We start from the raw sequence: 17,078 nt of genomic DNA on the forward strand, positions 1-17,078 counted from the left end.
GACGACGGCGCCGCCCACCTCGTGAGGTGGGCGGCGCCGTCGTGCGTGTGCGGGGTGCAGTCCGGGAAGGACCGATCAGCCGTTGTACGGGGTGGCCGAGATGATCTCGACCGCGATGTCCTTGCCGTTCGGGGCGGTGTAGGAGAGCTTGTCGCCCGCCTTGTGGCCCACGATCGCTGAACCCAGCGGAGACTTGTCGCTGAAGACGTCGATGTCGGTGCCGGCGTCGGCGATCTCGCGCGAACCGAGGAGGAAGTGCTCCTCTTCGCCGGCGATCTTGGCGACGACGAGCATTCCGGGCTCGACGACGCCGTCGTCAGCCGGCTTCTCGCCCACTTGGGCGTTGCGGAGCAGATCCGTGAGCTGGCGGATGCGGGCCTCGATCTTGCCCTGCTCCTCCTTGGCGGCGTGATAGCCGCCGTTCTCCTTGAGATCGCCTTCCTGCCGAGCTGCCTCGATCTTCTCGACGATCTCATGACGGCCGGGGCCCGAGAGGTGGTCAAGCTCGCCCTTGAGGCGGTCGTACGCCTCCTGGGTGAGCCAGGCGCCGCCCTGATGGGTCGTGGTGGACATGTCGTCTCCTTGTAGCGTCTTTCCAAGCAAAGACCCCGCCTGCGGCTGTCTCGTGAGGACTTCTCAGCCACCTGCGGGGCAATGGGTATTAGTACAGTCTAATGACTATGGGTCCGGATCCCAAGCCGGACGCAGGCCGTGTCGCTCTACGCGCCCTTGAGCCAGCACGAATCGACGACTCCGGAGACGGCCGCGGCCTCGGTGCGCAGCGGCACGCGCTGAAGGGTCGTCGTCATGCCCTTGGCGCCGTCCGTGGGGCCGATCTCGACCTCCTTGTAGCCGACGATCGCGAAGTCGTCCGCGAGGGCATGGACCGCGCAGACGGCGGTCGCGGACGCATCCTTGCTGATCTGGAAATCTATCTCGGCATGCCACGCGTCCGGTGTGGAGAAGCCGATGTCCTTCGAGTCGACGCCGCCGCCCGCGGCGTTGGAGGTGTAGGTGAGCCATCCGGCGATCGCGACGGCCACGACGAGTGCGGCAATGATGACGAGCCGGGCCGTGCGCCGGGTCAGGCGGCGCCGGGGGGCGCCGTAGCGGGCAGCGAGGGAATCGGTCACCCCACTATTCTAGGAGGCGTGTCAGCCAACGATTCCGCGCTCCGCCTCCTGGCCGTGCATGCCCATCCCGACGACGAGTCGAGCAAGGGCGCCCCGATGATGGCGAAATACCTCGCCGAGGGCGTCGATGTCATGGTCGTCTCGTGCACCGACGGCTCCCGGGGAGACATCCAGAACCCGACAATCCTCGATGCCCCGCACCCGCACCGGGACATGGCCGGCGCACGCCGCCTCGAGATGGCCGCTGCCCAGAAGGTGCTCGGCGTCCAGCACCGCTGGCTCGGCTTCACCGACTCGGGCCTGCCCGAAGGGGACCCGCTCCCGCCACTGCCGTGGGGCTCGTTCGCTTCGCTCCCGCTCGAGGAGGCCGCCGCGCCCCTCGTACGGCTGGTCCGCGACTTCCGACCCCATGTGGTCGTGGCGTACGACGAGAACGGGGGTTATCCCCATCCGGACCACATCATGGCCCACCGCGTGGCCGTCGAGGCGTTCCACGCCGCAGGGCGCGCGGAGGACTACCCGGACGCCGGCGAGCCGTGGGCTCCTGCGAAGCTCTACTACGACATCCCGTTCAATCCCGAGCGGACGCTGCGGATCCACGACGCGCTCATCGCCGCAGGGCTCGACTCGCCCTTCGCCGAATGGATCGCCCGGGCCACGGAGAACGACGCCGAGGGGCACCGCCCGTGGACGTCGCGCCATCCGGTGACAACGCACGTGGAGAGCGCCGAGTATTTCGGGGTCCGGGACCGCGCGCTCCTGGAGCACGCGACGCAGATCGATCCCGGCGGCTGGTTCTTCGCGGTTCCACTCGCCCTGCGCCAGCGCGAGTGGCCGTGGGAGGACTATGCCCTGATCGAGTCGACCGTGGGCTTCCCGGCCGAAGGGACGACCGAGACCGACCTCTTCGCCGGGCTACGATAGATCGGTGCAGAACCTCTTCGTTGCCCTCGCCCAGACACCACAGCCTTCCCCTGAGGGAACCCTGCGCCCCGGGCTGAGCGAGGACATGATCACCCCTGGAACGTGGGGGTTCATTGCGACCGCGTTCGTCGTGGTCCTCACGATCTTCCTCATCGTCGACATGGTGCGCCGCCTCCGCCGCCTGCGCTACAAGGCTCAGGTCGAGGAGGCCAGCGCCGCCACTGCAGCCCGAGGCGAGGCCGACATGCAGGCAGGCCCCGAGAAGGCCGCGGACGGAAATGCTGTCGACGCGACCGACGCCAGAGACCGCGAGACGGGCAGCAGCCGCTCCTAGCGCTGGTTCGTCGCCGGGACGCTGAGGCTCCCGTAGCGCTCCATCCGGTGCCAGCGGAGGTGGAGTCCCGCCATCGCGGTGAAGACGGACTGGATCACGACGAGGTACATGAGCTGGCGGTACACGAGCTGCTGGAGCGGCAGCGTCCACAGGGGGGCGAGCCTCTCCTTGTCGAGTCGGAATGCGTAGGCGGCCATAGCCAGCTGGGCCCCCATGAACGCGAGCCACAGGATCCCGATCCGCACCGGGTCAAGGAAGATGAGCCCGTAGACGGCGAAGACATCGACGATCGGCGCGAAGAGCGGCATGAGGACCTGCAGGACCAGCAGGTACCCGAGGCCTCTGCGCCCGAGCTTCCCGGCCTGGCCTCCCTGCACGACGGCGCCGCGGTGCTTCCACATGGCCTGCAGCGTCCCGTAGCACCACCGGTAGCGCTGCTTCCAGAGGGCGCCCAGGGTGGCCGGGGCCTCTGTCCAGGCCAGCGCGTCGTCCTTGTAGACGACCCTCCACCCCTCGCGGCACAGGGACATCGTCAGGTCCGTGTCCTCGGCGAGGGTGTCGCTGCTGACTCCTCCGATGTAGAGGAGCGCGCCGCGCCGGAACGCGCCGATCGCGCCTGGCACGGTGGGCATGCACTCGGCCAGGTCGAACAGCCGCCGGTCGAGATTGAACCCGACCACGTACTCGATGTGCTGCCACGCCCCAAGGATTCCGCCGCGGTTCACCACCTTCGTGTTGCCGGAGACTGCGCCGACGCGTGGGTCGGCGAGCGGCTGGATGAGCGCGTGGACGGTGTGCGGCTCGAAGACCGTGTCACCGTCGACCATGACGACGATCTCGTAGGACGCCGCCCGCAGACCCGCGTTGAGTGCAGACGGCTTGCCGCCGTTCTCCTTCCGGATCACGAAGACGCCCGGGATCCCGAGCGACTCGACAAGGTCCGCCGTGCCGTCGCTCGAGCCGTCATCGACGACGATGATCTCCACCGGATGCGTCGAGGCGGCGATGGACCGGACCGCCGCCTCGATCCCTGCGGACTCGTTGTAGGCGGGCACAATGACGGTGACCGGTTCGGTGATCTCGGGCAGCAGCGGCACGTCGCGCCGCCGTCGGCCGCGCCGGGCCAGGCGGTGGTGGCGTGAGGCGACCGCGACCACGAGCACGGCGCGGATGAGCGTGACGATGCCACTGGCCGCGAGCAGCCACGAGATGACGTCGACGACGGTCCCGCTCGCACCCATGCCCCACACGAAGGCGGTGCCCAGGAGCTGTTCCGACTCCGGTGCCGGGCGCATGCTCGCGATCCCGACGGCGTCGCCGACAGTCGTCACCCGATAGCCTTTGCCCGCATCCTGCGTGAGCATCTCATCGAGGGCCTGGACGGTCTCGCTCCGGTCCCCGCCGCCGTCGTGCATGAGCAGGATCTGCCCGTGCGTCCCGCTGGGCGCGAGGTTCTGCTCGATCTGCGCGACCCCCGGCCGCGACCAGTCCCGGCTGTCCATGGTGCTGAGCACCGTGAGGTAGCCGTCAGCGGCCGTGGACTGCATGGCGGCCCACGTGCCCGAGGTCACGGCGTCGTTCTCCGAGCTGTAGGGAGGGCGCAGGAGCGTGGCCGTCTCGCCGGTGATGCCCGCGAGGGCGCGCTGCGCGGTCTGGACCTCGAGCTGGCGGCGCCACTCGGGCGCTTTGCCCAGGTCCACGTGGGTGAGCGTGTGGAGGCCCACCTCGTGGCCCTCGGCGATCATGCGGCGAACGAGGTCGGGGTGGTCGATCGCGGCCGTGCCGACGACGAAGAATGTCGCGTGCACGTGGTGCGCCTCCAGCACGTCCAGGATGAGCGGAGTCCACACGGGGTCGGGGCCGTCGTCGAACGTCAGGGCCAGCGTGCGGTCCGCGGGCCGGGCCGTGTGCACGTCCGCGGTGCGGGCATCGACCACCGGCCCGCCGTTGAGGACGGATGCCGGGACGCCGGCGGCGCCGTCCCGCGAGGACGCGGAGTCGTCGCCGATCCCGGCGAGGTGCTGAGTGTAGCCCTGGACGGCGAGGGCGAGGGCGAGGGCGACGAGCAGTGCCGCGAGGACGATCCAGTGCGTGCGCACACGGCCCGGGAGGCGGGCGGCGCGGTGCGCCTTCGCCGGGGACGGGGCCATGGGCCGCCGTCCGGCCGTGCGTCGAGCCATCACGGGTGCGTGGGCTGCGTCGGGATGGTGCGCTTGTCCTGCCCAGGTGCCGAGGGGTTGCCCTGAGCCGAGATCGGGGTGGCCGTGGGCGCCGGTGCAGCGGTCGGTGCCGAGGCGGCCTGCGTCGACGCCCCGACAGGGACCCGTGCCGTCCCCGCCGGCGCCGTTGCCTGTGTGACATAGTTCGCGACGGTCAGCGGCGCCGATCCCGGGGCGTTGTCCGCCGCGCTCGGACTCGGAGTCGCGGCACTCGGGCGGCCGTCGGGGGTCTGCGCGGTGACAGTCGGGGAGGGAACGGCCGCAGCGGGGAGGAAGGGGGCCGCGGCGTTGGGGCCCCCGGTCATGAGGGCGATCCCGATGGTCACGAGGTAGCCCGCGACGAGGAGCAGTGCCACCCCGCCGATGAGGCGCATGAGGCGCAGCTTCCGGCCCGATGCGTCGACGAAGACAGGCCCGCCGTCCTCGTGTGCGGACGTGCCGGGACTGAGGGTGCCGCTGTCTGGGATGGCCATCGGTACCAGATTCTAGACGACGGGGCCTCGCGGCCGCACGCCAGGAGACGCCGGATGTCGCCGTCGCCGCCCGGTGCCGCAGTCGTGAGGGTGCAGACTCGGACTATGACGAACCGACTCGCGGGGCAGGCTTCGGCCTACCTGCGCCAGCACGCGGAGAACCCTGTCCACTGGCAGCCCTTCGGCGACGATGCGTTCGCGGAGGCGGCGCGGCGGGACGTCCCCGTCTTCATCTCGATCGGCTACGCGGCATGCCACTGGTGCCACGTCATGGCCCATGAGTCGTTCGAGGACCCAGCCACAGCCAGCCAGCTCAATGCCGGCTTCGTGAACGTCAAGGTGGACCGCGAAGAGCGGCCCGACGTCGACGGCGTCTACATGGCCGCCTGTCAGGCGATGACAGGTCAGGGCGGGTGGCCCCTGAGCGTCTTCGCTCTCCCGGACGGGCGCGCGTTCTACGCGGGCACGTACTTCCCGCCGGAGCCACGTCCGGGCCAGCCGAGCTTCAGACAGGTACTGACGTCCGTCGCGGCGGCCTGGGCAGATCGCCGCGACGCCGTCGAGCGCCAGGCCGACGCGCTCGCCGAGGCACTGGGAGGACTGTTCTCCGACCAGCTCCTGAGCGTCGGTCAGGCCCCGGAGTACGACGCCGGCGGGCTGGCCGCCGTGGCGAGCGGCGCCGTCGTGCGTCTGGGCCAGACTGAGGACCACGTCCACGGCGGGTTCGGCGGCGCGCCGAAGTTCCCGCCCTCGCCCGTGCTCGAGTTCCTCGTGCGTCATGCGGCCGGAGCGGGCGAGACGGCAGGCTACGCCCGGGCACTCGCCGGGCGCACGCTCGCCGCGATGTGCCGCTCGGCGCTCTTCGACATCCTCGGCGGCGGTTTCGCGCGGTATTCCGTCACGGCGGACTGGTCCCTGCCGCACTACGAGAAGATGCTCTACGACAACGCCCAGCTCCTGCGCGTCCTGGCCCACTGGACGCGGCTCGGCGGCTCTGCGGAGTTCCCCGCCGACGAGGCGCGTGATGCCGCTTCCCTCACCGCAGACTGGCTCGTCCGCGAGCTCGGGCTCCCCGGCGGCGGCTTCGCGTCCTCGCTCGACGCGGACTCGGAGCGGGACGGGAGGCCGGTGGAGGGCGGCTACTACGTGTGGACGGGGACCGAGCTGGCCCGCGCCCTCGCGGACGCGCCGCACGACGGCGCCCGACTGGCGTCGTTGTTCGGCCTCCGGGTGGGGGAGCACGCCACCACGGCGGCGCCGCTGCACGCCGGGCGCCCCCTGGGAGCTGACGAGCGGGAGCTCCTCGAACGCCACCGCCCCGTTCTGCTCGGCGCCCGAGCGCGCAGGACACCGCCCGCGCGGGACGACAAGGTCGTCGCCGGGTGGAACGGACTGGCCATCGCAGCGCTCGCCGACGCCTCCGCCGTCTTGGACCGCGCGGACCTGCTCGACGCCGCCGAACGTGCGGCGGACCTCCTCGCTGGCGTCCATTGGGACGGAACCCGGCTCGCGAGGGTGTCCCACGACGGGAAGGCAACGGGTGTCGAGGGCGTGCTGGCCGACTATGCCGGGTGTGCCGAGGGGGCCTTCGCGCTGTACGCGGCAACCGGTGCGACCCGCTGGTATGCGTGGGCGATCGAGCTGGTCGACGCGGCGACCGGGAGATTCGTGGTCAATGGGCTGCTCTCCGACGAGGCCCCTGCCACAGACGCCGGCAATGCCGGCAGCGCCGTGCGCACGGCCCGCGCGGGTGCCCGCACGCTCGATCCGCACGACAACGAGGCGCCGAGCGGCGCGTCGCTGCTCGCGGGTGCGCTCCTGACCGCGGCCGCGTACAGCGGTTCCTGGAAGCACCGCGCGCTGGCCGGATCGATCCTCGCGGGGCTCCCGAAGCTCCTGTCTCAGGGTCCGCGGCTTGCGGGCTGGCTCCTTGCGGTGGCCGAGGCCCGGCTGGCCGGACCGCTCGAGGCAGCGATCGTCGGGCCGCTGGACGGCACCCGGGCCCCCGAGACCTTGGCACTGCACCGCGAGGCGTTGCTTTCGCCGAGCCCTGGACTGGCCGTGGCCCTTGGCTCCACTCCGGGCACGCGCCGGTTGGCCCCGGCTGCGGGCGAGCCGAGCCGCGGGTCCGGCGAGCCGACTGCGGGTGGTGCGGAGTCCGGCGTCGTGCCCGTGACCGTGCCGCTGCTTCAGGACCGACCCGCGGCCGACGACGGCGGCCCGCTTGCCTACGTGTGCCGGGAGTTCACGTGCCGGCTGCCGGTCAATACCTTGGGCGCCCTGCGGGAGCAGCTCATGGGCGGGGGTTCGGCCCCAGCGGACGGGACCGGTGTGCAGTAGGCCCCGCAAGCCCTGCCGGCGGGCTGTTGCCGCCGGGTGGCCGTCGCCCCCGGCTCGTTCCCGAGGTGACCGTTACACCGTCGGCGTGCCCAACACGGCGAACATGATGGCGATGTAGTGGGCCGCGAATGCCGCGACCGTGAACGCGTGGAAGAACTCGTGGAAGCCGAAGTGCCGGTACGAGAAGTTGGGGCGGCGGATCCCGTAGAAGACGGCGCCGGCAATGTACAGTGCCCCACCGACGCAGATGAGAATCGCCGCGGGGATGCTGGCCACGAAGAACTGCGGCAGGAACAGCAGGGCCGCGCAGCCGAGGATCACGTAGATCGGCACGTAGAGCCATCGGGGCGCACCGACCCACAGGGTGCGGAACGCGACGCCAGCGAGCGCACCGGACCAGATGAGCGTGAGCAGGAGGATCGCAGTGGACCGCGGGAGCAGCACCCAGGACAGCGGCGTGTAGGTGCCCGCGATGACGAGCATGATGTTGGTGTGGTCGAGCCGCTTGAGGACGGCTTTGACGCGGGGTGTCCAGTTCCCGCGGTGGTAGATGGCGCTCACCGAGAACAGCAGCAGCCCGGTGAAGGCATACACCGCCGAGGCGATCTTGCGGTCAGATCCAGGGGCAAGGGCGATGAGCACGAGCCCGGCAGCCAGGGCCCAAGGGATGGCCGCGGCATGGATCCAGCCGCGCCACGACGGCTTGAGGGACAGGAGCTCGAGGCGGTCTGCCGCTTGGTGCTGCATGGACTGATTCTAACTTACGGCCCGGTAAGTTACTCCTGAGTAGCGGCTGTGAGGCTTGCGGTAGCCTAGAGGAAAAGCAGCGGTGTCGCCGTGTACGGGCATGGAATCGTACGGGCATGGAATCGACGGGCGGGAGGGGCATGGAGCTGCCCGTTTTCCTCTATGGCTTCTATGAGCGGCACCTCCAGCGTTCCCTGAGCCCGGACAGTATCCCCAAGCATGTCGGCGTCATGGTGGACGGCAATCGGCGCTGGGCCCGGCAGTTCAATGCACCCACGAGCCAGGGCCATCGCGCAGGCGCGGACAAGATCCACGAGTTCCTGGGCTGGTGCCGGGAGCTCGGCGTGCGGGTCGTGACGCTCTACATGCTCTCGACCGACAACCTGAACCGCTCGACCGAGGAGCTCGCCGAGCTCACGGCGATCATCGCGGACACCCTCGACCGTCTCGACGGCGACCCGGCTGTGTCCGTGCATGCCATGGGCGCCCCCGAGATGCTCCCGGACCACCTCGCAGAGCGGCTCGAGCGCCTCACCGCGAAGCCGAGCCCGTCGGAGCCGATCCACGTCAACGTAGCTGTCGGCTACGGCGGACGGCGGGAGATCGTCGATGCCGTCCGCGAACTCCTGCGCGACGCCCTGGCCCACGGCAAGGACATCGCCGAGCTTGCCGAGAACCTCGACGTCGATGACATCTCCCGCTACCTCTACACCGCCGGTCAGCCCGATCCGGACCTCGTGATCCGTACCTCGGGCGAGCAGCGGCTCTCCGGGTTCCTCATGTGGCAGAGCGCCTACAGCGAGTTCTACTTCTGCGAGGCCCTCTGGCCTGCGTTCCGCAAAGTCGACTTCCTGCGGGCCCTGCGCGACTACGCAGGGCGCCAGCGCCGCTACGGGGCGTAGTGGCCGCAGGCCACTGACGGCGGGGAGCCCTTCCGCGCACGGCCGTCCGTTTCCGCGCACGACGACGCCCGCCCGGCCCAAGCGTGCGCCCCGCCCCAGCCGCCACGCGCCGTCGTGAACTACACAGTTGTAGTTAACCGGACACTCCCCGGGATGTAACCCGCCCGTCATGTGACGCGGCGTACATTGGCCGCATCGGAGGCAACCCGCCTCCGGTGCGGGGAGGCCGAGTATGGGCGTTGCGTTGCAGCAGCTCCTGGAGGCCCGTCCCGGCCTCGCGGCCGAGCCGGACGTCAGGAGAATACCGGGGGAACCACCCGGGGGCTGGAGTCGACGTGACTAGCAACGAGGCCGCCAACGCTGCACTGCTCGAGGAGTCCGCAGGCGCACGCGCCACCGCCGATGGCGCACGCAGGACCTATGTTCTTGACACCTCCGTGCTGCTCTCCGATCCGCGGGCACTCCTGCGCTTCGCCGAGCATGAAGTGGTGATCCCCGTCGTCGTGATCACCGAACTCGAGGGCAAGCGGAACGATCCGGAACTGGGCTACTTCGCCCGCAAGGCGCTCCGGCTGCTCGACGACCTCCGTGTCCAGCACGGGAGCCTCAACCACCCCGTGCCGCTCGAGACCGACGGCGGCGCGCAGGGCGGGACGCTGCTTGTGGAGCTCAACCACATCTCGGCGGAGGTGCTGCCCGCGGGCTTCCGCAGCGGGGACAACGACGCCCGTATTCTGGCCGTCGCGAAGAACATGTCGAACGAGGGCCGCGCAGTGGTGCTCGTCTCGAAGGACGTCCCGATGCGCGTCAAGGCCTCGGCCATGGGCCTCGCAGCGGACGAGTACCGCAACGAGCAGATCGTCGACTCGGGCTGGACCGGCGTCGCCGAGGTCGAGGCGGATGATCAGCAGGTCGGCGCGCTGTACGGGCACGAGGCCGTCTTCATTCCCGAGGCCGCCGAGATGCCCGTCAACACGGGCCTCGTGGTCCTCTCGAATCGCGGCTCCGCGCTCGGCCGGGTGGGTGCGGACAAGCAGGTGCGGCTCGTCAGGGGCGACCGTGAGGTGTTCGGCCTCCACGGACGCTCGGCTGAGCAGCGGCTGGCCATCGACCTCCTCATGGACCCCGGGGTGGGGATCGTCTCGCTCGGCGGCAAGGCGGGCACCGGCAAGTCGGCGCTCGCGCTCTGCGCTGGACTCGAGGCCGTCATGGAGCGGCGCGAGCACAAGAAGGTCGTCGTGTTCCGGCCGCTCTTCGCGGTCGGCGGGCAGGAGCTCGGCTACCTCCCCGGCACTGAGGCCGAGAAGATGAACCCGTGGGGCCAGGCGGTGTTCGACACTCTGGGGGCCCTCGTGAGCAAGGATGTCCTCGACCATGTTGTGGACGCCGGCATGCTCGAGGTGATGCCGCTGACACACATCCGCGGGCGTTCGCTCCACGACTCCTTCGTCATCGTGGACGAGGCCCAGTCGCTCGAGAAGAATGTCCTCCTGACGGTCATGAGCCGCATGGGCCAGAACTCGAAGATCGTCCTGACGCATGACGTCGCGCAGCGGGACAACCTCCGGGTGGGCCGTCACGACGGTATCGCTGCCGTGGTCGAGACTCTCAAGGGACACCCGCTCTTCGGCCACGTGACGCTCACGCGGTCCGAGCGCTCGCCCATTGCCGCTCTCGTCACCGAACTGCTCGAGGGGGCCGAGATATAGCCTGGATCGCCCCCGGCGGCGAGCCCAGCGTCATGCCGTCACGCTAGTGCACGCGTCGCGTCGGCGGAGGCCGCGTCCGATAGTGTCCAAGGGTGACGCACCGACTGCCCGAGCTCTGGGGAACGAGCCCGCTGGCCTTCTGGCTCGTTGTGGCCTGCCTGTGCTACTACGTGTGGATGGCCGCGCGGCTTGCCGCAATCGACATCCGCAGCCACCTGCTGCCCAACCGGATCGTGCTGCCCAGCTACTGGGCTGCGGTTCCGCTCACGGTCGCCGCCGCGATCGCGGCAGGCGGATTCGATGTCGGGGCTGCGCTGCGCGTCCTCGGCGGCGGCGCTGTGCTGTGGCTCGTCTACTTCGTGCTGCGGATCGTTTACCCGGCAGGGATGGGCTTCGGTGATGTCAAGCTCGCCGGGGTGCTCGGCCTGTACCTGGGGTTCCTGAGCTGGTCGCACCTGTTCTGGGGGACCGCGGCCGCATTCCTGCTGGGCGGACTCTTCGGCCTCGGGCTCATCATCTCCCGCCGGGGCACAGCGAAGTCAGCCATACCGTTCGGGCCCTTCATGCTCGCGGGCACCGCACTGGCGCTCGCCCTCCCCGTCTGACCGGCTGGCGGTTCGCGTCGCACAACGCGGGGTCAGCCGACGTAGTGCGCCCGGCGCGCGGGATCCCGCGCCCACTCGATGGCGCGGCGGTGCAGCGGCGGCAGATCGGGCAGCGCATCGGCCTCGAACCAGCCGACCTCGAGGTTCTCGTCGTCGGCGACTCGCGCCTCGCCGCCGACATAGCGGCAGGCCATCACGACGTCGAGGTACTGCGCGTGGTCGCCATTGGGGTAGACCATCGGTGCTGTGGTCCCGACGCCAGCCAGATGGGTCACCTCGACCTCTACCCCGGTCTCCTCGAGCACTTCCCGCACGGCCGTTGCCGCGGGCTCCTCGCCGGGTTCCACGATCCCTGCCGGGACCGTCCACCGGCCGTTGTCGGCCCGTCGCACGAGAAGCAGCCGCGCGTCGTCGTCCGTCACGACCGCTTTGACCCCCGGGAGCCACAGGGGATGGACACCGATCTTCTCGCGGAGGGTCAGGATGAAGTCAGGCGTGGGCATGGAACCAGCCTAGGCGTTGCCGCGCACGACGACGGCCGCCGCCTCGTGCGGGAGGCGACGGCCGTCGTCGTGCTCGTCCCACGTGACCCGGGTCGCTGGGAGACGACCCCGGGTCGGGTGGGCTTACTTGTTGGGGCCCGTCATCGTGGTGACGTCGAGGGCGGCATCGAGCTGCTCCTCCGTGAGCTCGCCGCGCTCCACGTAGCCGAGCGCCACGGTCGCCTCGCGGATCGTGAGGCCTTCCTTGACGGCCTTCTTCGCGATGGCGGCGGCGTTCTCGTAGCCGATGAACTTGTTCAGCGGGGTCACGATCGAGGGCGAGGCCTCGGCGAGGAAGCGAGCACGCTCGACGTTCGCCTGGATGCCGTCGATCATCTTGTCCGCCATGACGCGCGCGGTGTTGGACAGGAGGCGGATGGACTCGAGCAGGTTCGCGGCCATGACCGGGATGCCGACGTTGAGCTCGAACGCGCCGTTGGTCGAGGACAGTGCGATCGTGGTGTCGTTGCCGATCACCTGGGCCGCGACCATGATCGCGGCCTCGCAGATCACGGGGTTGACCTTGCCCGGCATGATGGACGAGCCCGGCTGCAGGTCGGGGATGGCGATCTCGCCGAGGCCAGTGTTCGGGCCCGAGCCCATCCAGCGCAGGTCGTTGCTGATCTTCATGACCGAGTACGCGATGTTGCGCAGCTGGCCGGAGGCCTCGATGAGGCCGTCGCGGTTCGCCTGGGCCTCGAAGTGGTTGCGCGCCTCGGTGATGGGCAACGCCGTGTCCGCGGCCAGGAGGGCGATCACGCGCTGCGGGAAGCCCGCCGGGGTGTTGATGCCAGTGCCGACGGCGGTGCCGCCGAGGGGGACCTCGGCCACGCGGGGGAGCGAGGCCTCAATGCGCTCGATGCCGTAGCGGACCTGCGCCTCGTACCCGCCGAACTCCTGGCCGAGCGTCACGGGGGTGGCGTCCATGAGGTGGGTGCGCCCCGACTTGACCACGTCCTTGAACTCCTCGGCCTTGCGGCTCAGCGACGCCGCGAGGTACGTGAGGGCTGGGACGAGATCATTCAGGAGCGCATTCGTCGCGGCAACGTGGACGGACGTCGGGAACACGTCATTCGAGGACTGCGAGGCGTTGACGTGATCGTTCGGGTGGACGACCTTGTCGCTGCCCGCCTCCTTGAGCGCACGCGTTGCGAGCTCAGCGATGACCTCGTTCATGTTCATGTTCGAGGACGTACCCGAGCCGGTCTGGAAGACGTCGATCGGGAACTGGCTGTCGAACTCGCCCTCGGCGACGCGGTCGGCGGCGTCGGCGATCGCGTCGGCGAGATCGGCGTCGATCACTCCGAGGTCCTCGTTGGCCCGCGCAGCGGCCTTCTTGACGCGCGCGAGTGCCTCGATGTGCTTGCGCTCAAGGGTCTTGCCCGAGATCGGGAAGTTCTCGACGGCGCGCTGCGTCTGGGCACGGTAGAGGGCCGACGCGGGAACGCGGACCTCTCCCATCGTGTCGTGTTCGATCCGGTATTCGACGGTGTTCGTTGCAGGGGCCTGCACTGCAGAGTCAGTCATGGCACCCAGATTAGACCCCTCGCGTGGGCCGGTTCGAACCGAGACGGCGGCGTCCTGCGTCAGTGCATCTAGACGTCGCCGAGTCCCGAGACCAGCTCGGCCTTGCCCTCTGCGAGGTGGTAGCACACGCCGAGGACGGCCGTGCGGCCCTCCTGGACGGCCTTGGCGATGATCTGGGACGTCTCGAGGAGCCGGGCGCCGGTCTGCTTCACGTGCTCCACGACGGTGCTGTCGACGTCGGTCACCCCGTTGCGCTGGGCCGTGAGCACGCTCGGCATGATGCGCTCGACGAGGTCCCGGACGAAGCCCTGCGGCATGATGCCGGTCTCGTACGCATTGACGCTGGCCGTGACAGCGCCGCATGAGTCGTGGCCGAGGACCACGATGAGGGGGACGTTGAGGGGATCGATGGCATACTCAAGCGAGCCGAGGACTGCCTCGTCGATCACGTGTCCCGCCGAGCGGACCACGAACGCGTCGCCGAGGCCCAGATCGAAGATGATCTCCGCCGCGAGGCGGGAGTCCGAGCAGCCGAAGATGACGCAGATCGGGTCCTGCTGGCTCACGAGCTCGGTACGGCGGGCGGCGTCTTGGTTCGGATGGCTGCTGCGGCCCTCCACGAAACGCTGGTTTCCTTCGCGCAGCTGCTGCCACGCCTGGGCCGGGGTAAGAGTCTGAGGCACGGGCCTAACTCTACGCACGCACGGCGCGCCGTCCAGTCGTGGGGCCTATTCGCGTGGGGCCTTGACGACGGCGTCCGCGACGGCGTCGAACTCGTCGAACCCCGCCGAGCCGCTCACCACCACGGTGGTTCGGCCGATCGTCGCCACGAGGCTCTTCTCGATCCCCGGCTTGTCATAGAGCGTCCAGTCCACCCCGGCCACCGTCCGCGTGCCGGTCGTCGGCGCCTTCTTGACCTGGTCGGCGAGCCACGTGGGGTTCGCGGTCGCCGTCTGCACGATCGAGACGAACTTTTGGGCAGGCGTGAGGTACCCGATGTCCCAGTGGGTCACGCCGTCCGTGGTTCCGGACACCCAGCGCGCGTAGTTGGGCGAGTAGCCAGACGGGAGCTGCGGGACAGCAGGTGTGAAATGCGCCACATCCTTGGCGTTGGCCGCGACGGCGGCGACGTCCACGTCGGGCCGGAAGGTGTCCGTCTTCTGCGACGCGTTCAGGAGCACGATGGGCACGATCGCGAGCACACTCACGAGCAGGGCCATGATCATCCCGATCACGGAGGCGTTGGCACGCTTGGCCGCCGCGGGGGTCAGGACGGGTTTGACGGCGGGCTCGGGGGCGTGGTCGGTGCTGCTCACCCGTCTATGGTCCCGCATGCGGACCCCCGAGGGCGAACGGACGTCATCGGAGCGGAGCGGAAGGCCCGGCAATACTAGGATGAGGGGGACAAGCCCGCTCGAAGAACCCGCTCGAAGAAGAGGTCCACAGTGTCCACTGCGCCCGAAGGCACCCAGTACTCGACCCTTTCCAGCTCGCTCCACGTCGGAGCTGATGAGCCTGACCGCAACCTTGCCCTCGAGCTCGTCCGCGTGACCGAGGCCGCGGCGATCGCCGGCGGCCACTGGGTCGGTTTCGGCGACAAGAACAAGGCCGACGGCGCCGCAGTCGACGCCATGCGCTCCTTCCTCCAGACCGTCCACTTCAACGGCGTCGTGGTCATCGGCGAGGGCGAGAAGGACGAGGCGCCCATGCTCTTCAACGGAGAGCGCGTCGGCGACGGAACGGGGCCCGAGGTCGACGTCGCGGTCGACCCGATCGACGGCACCCGCCTTACGGCACTAGGCATCAACAATGCGCTCGCCGTCCTCGCGGTGGCCGAGCGTGGCACGATGTTCGACCCGTCCGCGGTCTTCTACATGGAGAAGCTCGTCACCGGTCCCGAGGCTGCCGACATGGTGGACCTGCGCTTGCCGGTCAAGCAGAACCTCCACCTCATCGCGAAGGCCAAGGGCGTCAAGGTCAACCAGCTCAACGTCATGGTCCTGGACCGTGACCGCCACAAGCCTCTCATCGAGGAGATCCGCGAGGCGGGGGCACGCACCAAGATCATCCTGGACGGCGACGTAGCCGGTGCGATCGCGGCGGCCCGTTCTGGCACAGGCGTGGACGCCCTCATGGGCATCGGCGGCACCCCCGAGGGCATCGTCGCGGCCTGCGCGATCAAGTCCCTCGGCGGCGTCATCCAGGGCCGCCTCTGGCCCACGAGCGATGACGAGCAGCAGAAGGCGCTCGACGCCGGCCACGACCTCGACCGCGTGCTGTCCACGAATGACCTCGTCACGAGCGACAACTGCTACTTCGCGGCGACCGGCATCACCGACGGCGACCTGCTCAAGGGCGTCCGCTACGAGAAGGACCGCGTCAAGACGCAGTCCATCGTGATGCGCTCCAAGTCCGGCACCGTCCGCTTCGTGGACGCCGAGCACCACGCGAGCAAGTGGGAGAGCTGGGCGCGCCGCTAGACTGGGCCGCGACCTGCCGCCGTACGACCCAGGAGGATCATGACCCCCGAGAGCCAGCTGGCCACGAATGAGCTGACGGTCCGTCCCTGCACTGAGCGCACCGAGTGGGACGCACTGGTCAACAGCCAAGGGGGGCACCCGCTCCAGCTCTGGGGCTGGGGGCAGGTCAAGGCGGAGCACCATTGGCGGACGGAACGGCTGCTCGTCCAGGACGGCAGTGGGACGGTCGGCGGGGCGCAGGTGCTGTACCGCGCCCTGCCGTGGCCGCTCAAGTCGCTCGCGTACCTCTCCCGCGGGCCTGTGTGCGCCGTCGAGGACGCCGAACGGGTGCTCGGGGCCGTCGCGCGCTCCGTCCAGGCGTCCCACGGGTCCGTGGCCCTCGTGGCCGAGCCGGACTGGGATGCGGACTCGGAGGGCGAGCGCGGCCTCGCGGCTGCGGGATTCCGCCGCACGGACTCGACCATCCTCATCCCGCGGACCCTCATCCTCGACCTCGCGCAGAGCGAGGACGACCTGATGGCCGCGATGTCCCGCACCACGCGGGCCAACGTGCGCAAGAACCTCAAGGGCGAGCTCGTCTTCCGCAAGGTCGCGACGGACGGTGAGCTCGAGCAGGTGCTCACGATCTACCGGGAGACCGCTGCCCGCGCCGGCTTCGGCATCCACGAGGACGCCTACTACCGGGACATCTGGCGATTCCTCGGCGAGGATTCGCCCATCATCGCGGCGTTCGACGGCGAGAGCGTCGTCGCGTTCGTGTGGATCGCCAGGAGCGCCGGCACCGCGTTCGAGCTCTACGGAGGCGTCAACGAGGCCGGGCAGAAGGCCCGCGCCAACTATGGCGTCAAATGGGCGGCCTTCACGGCCATGAAGGCCGACGGCTGCACTCGGTACGATCTCAACGGACTCCTCAATGACGGGATCTCCGACTTCAAGAAGCAGTTCGCTCCCCATGAGAACCTTCTCGCGGGAACCTGGGAACTGCCGCTCTCGCCGTTCTACTCCGTGTACGCCTCGGGAATGCCGCTCGCTCGCCGCACCCTTCAGCAGGGCCGCAGCGCCGCGAAGGCTGCAGTGCGCCGGATCAAGGGCGCGGCGGGCAAAGCCAAGGAGCTCGTGGGCCGCTAGCCCGACTCGGAATCA

At 69.6% G+C, this 17,078-nt stretch carries 17 protein-coding genes; 8 read left to right on the forward strand and 9 right to left on the reverse strand.

The features are described 5' to 3' along the window. Window positions 1–75: 75 nt before the first annotated feature. Window positions 76–573: a transcription elongation factor GreA gene (gene greA, locus AB5L97_RS06245; RefSeq protein WP_307957163.1), complete on the reverse strand. Its 498-nt coding sequence runs from the start codon at window positions 571–573 to the stop codon at window positions 76–78. Window positions 574–719: 146 nt separating this feature from the next. Continuing rightward, window positions 720–1,133 carry a DUF4307 domain-containing protein gene (locus tag AB5L97_RS06250; RefSeq protein ID WP_307957164.1) on the reverse strand — a complete coding sequence of 138 codons (414 nt, stop codon included), beginning with the start codon at window positions 1,131–1,133 and terminating at the stop codon, window positions 720–722. Window positions 1,134–1,151: 18 nt separating this feature from the next. On the opposite strand from AB5L97_RS06250, the gene mca reads away from it, so the two are divergent. Both mca and AB5L97_RS06260 read left to right on the forward strand, forming a co-directional pair. Continuing rightward, on the forward strand, window positions 1,152–2,057 hold the full coding sequence (mca, locus tag AB5L97_RS06255; RefSeq protein WP_307957165.1) for a mycothiol conjugate amidase Mca: 906 nt from the start codon (window positions 1,152–1,154) through the stop codon (window positions 2,055–2,057). 4 nt (window positions 2,058–2,061) lie between these two features. Beyond that, window positions 2,062–2,391, forward strand: coding sequence for a hypothetical protein (locus tag AB5L97_RS06260; RefSeq protein ID WP_369046900.1), 330 nt, complete (start codon window positions 2,062–2,064; stop codon window positions 2,389–2,391). Here AB5L97_RS06260 and AB5L97_RS06265 read toward each other — a convergent pair. Both AB5L97_RS06265 and AB5L97_RS06270 read right to left on the reverse strand, forming a co-directional pair. Further along, entirely contained in the window at window positions 2,388–4,571 is a 2,184-nt protein-coding gene (locus AB5L97_RS06265; RefSeq protein ID WP_307957167.1) for a bifunctional polysaccharide deacetylase/glycosyltransferase family 2 protein, read from the reverse strand. The two genes, AB5L97_RS06260 and AB5L97_RS06265, sit on opposite strands and share 4 nt — an antisense overlap. Beyond that, window positions 4,571–5,083 (reverse strand): hypothetical protein, encoded by a 513-nt coding sequence (locus AB5L97_RS06270; RefSeq protein ID WP_307957168.1) that lies wholly within the window; start codon window positions 5,081–5,083, stop codon window positions 4,571–4,573. The genes AB5L97_RS06265 and AB5L97_RS06270 overlap by 1 nt, the downstream gene beginning before the upstream one ends. 105 nt (window positions 5,084–5,188) lie before the next feature. Here AB5L97_RS06270 and AB5L97_RS06275 point away from each other — a divergent pair, with 105 nt between their 5' ends. Further along, entirely contained in the window at window positions 5,189–7,423 is a 2,235-nt protein-coding gene (locus tag AB5L97_RS06275; RefSeq protein ID WP_369046901.1) for a thioredoxin domain-containing protein, read from the forward strand. A 72-nt stretch (window positions 7,424–7,495) separates the two neighbouring features. Here the strand turns inward: AB5L97_RS06275 and trhA are convergent, their stop codons facing one another. Further along, window positions 7,496–8,170, reverse strand: a complete 675-nt coding sequence (gene trhA, locus AB5L97_RS06280; RefSeq protein WP_369046902.1) for a PAQR family membrane homeostasis protein TrhA — start codon at window positions 8,168–8,170, stop codon at window positions 7,496–7,498. 140 nt (window positions 8,171–8,310) lie between these two features. On the opposite strand from trhA, the gene AB5L97_RS06285 reads away from it, so the two are divergent. From AB5L97_RS06285 to AB5L97_RS06295, 3 genes are all read left to right on the forward strand, one after another. Continuing rightward, window positions 8,311–9,072 (forward strand): isoprenyl transferase, encoded by a 762-nt coding sequence (locus AB5L97_RS06285; protein WP_369046903.1) that lies wholly within the window; start codon window positions 8,311–8,313, stop codon window positions 9,070–9,072. Window positions 9,073–9,437: 365 nt separating this feature from the next. Further along, the gene (locus AB5L97_RS06290) at window positions 9,438–10,781 is read left to right on the forward strand and encodes a PhoH family protein (protein ID WP_307957370.1); all 1,344 of its coding nucleotides are present in this window, start codon (window positions 9,438–9,440) and stop codon (window positions 10,779–10,781) included. Between the two features lie 92 nt (window positions 10,782–10,873). Continuing rightward, window positions 10,874–11,386, forward strand: a complete 513-nt coding sequence (locus AB5L97_RS06295) for a prepilin peptidase (protein WP_369046904.1) — start codon at window positions 10,874–10,876, stop codon at window positions 11,384–11,386. 32 nt (window positions 11,387–11,418) lie between these two features. Here the strand turns inward: AB5L97_RS06295 and AB5L97_RS06300 are convergent, their stop codons facing one another. The 4 genes from AB5L97_RS06300 to AB5L97_RS06315 form a co-directional block, all read right to left on the reverse strand. Continuing rightward, window positions 11,419–11,889 carry an NUDIX hydrolase gene (locus tag AB5L97_RS06300; protein ID WP_307957173.1) on the reverse strand — a complete coding sequence of 157 codons (471 nt, stop codon included), beginning with the start codon at window positions 11,887–11,889 and terminating at the stop codon, window positions 11,419–11,421. Between the two features lie 123 nt (window positions 11,890–12,012). Continuing rightward, complete coding sequence (locus AB5L97_RS06305) at window positions 12,013–13,455, reverse strand: class II fumarate hydratase (RefSeq protein WP_369046905.1); 1,443 nt, start codon at window positions 13,453–13,455, stop codon at window positions 12,013–12,015. A gap of 68 nt (window positions 13,456–13,523) precedes the next feature. Next, the gene (locus AB5L97_RS06310; protein WP_307957175.1) at window positions 13,524–14,138 is read right to left on the reverse strand and encodes a carbonic anhydrase; all 615 of its coding nucleotides are present in this window, start codon (window positions 14,136–14,138) and stop codon (window positions 13,524–13,526) included. A gap of 45 nt (window positions 14,139–14,183) precedes the next feature. Further along, a complete protein-coding gene (locus tag AB5L97_RS06315) occupies window positions 14,184–14,771 on the reverse strand; it encodes a DUF4245 domain-containing protein (RefSeq protein WP_307957176.1) in 588 nt (195 codons plus the stop codon). Window positions 14,772–14,900: 129 nt separating this feature from the next. On the opposite strand from AB5L97_RS06315, the gene glpX reads away from it, so the two are divergent. Both glpX and AB5L97_RS06325 read left to right on the forward strand, forming a co-directional pair. After that, window positions 14,901–15,935: a class II fructose-bisphosphatase gene (gene glpX, locus AB5L97_RS06320; RefSeq protein WP_369046906.1), complete on the forward strand. Its 1,035-nt coding sequence runs from the start codon at window positions 14,901–14,903 to the stop codon at window positions 15,933–15,935. 39 nt (window positions 15,936–15,974) lie between these two features. Next, window positions 15,975–17,063 carry a lipid II:glycine glycyltransferase FemX gene (locus AB5L97_RS06325; RefSeq protein ID WP_369046907.1) on the forward strand — a complete coding sequence of 363 codons (1,089 nt, stop codon included), beginning with the start codon at window positions 15,975–15,977 and terminating at the stop codon, window positions 17,061–17,063. Window positions 17,064–17,078 lie beyond the last annotated feature (15 nt).

Origin of the sequence: Sinomonas sp. P10A9 (assembly GCF_041022165.1) — a bacterium.
Classification (GTDB): Bacteria; Actinomycetota; Actinomycetes; order Actinomycetales; family Micrococcaceae; genus Sinomonas; species Sinomonas puerhi.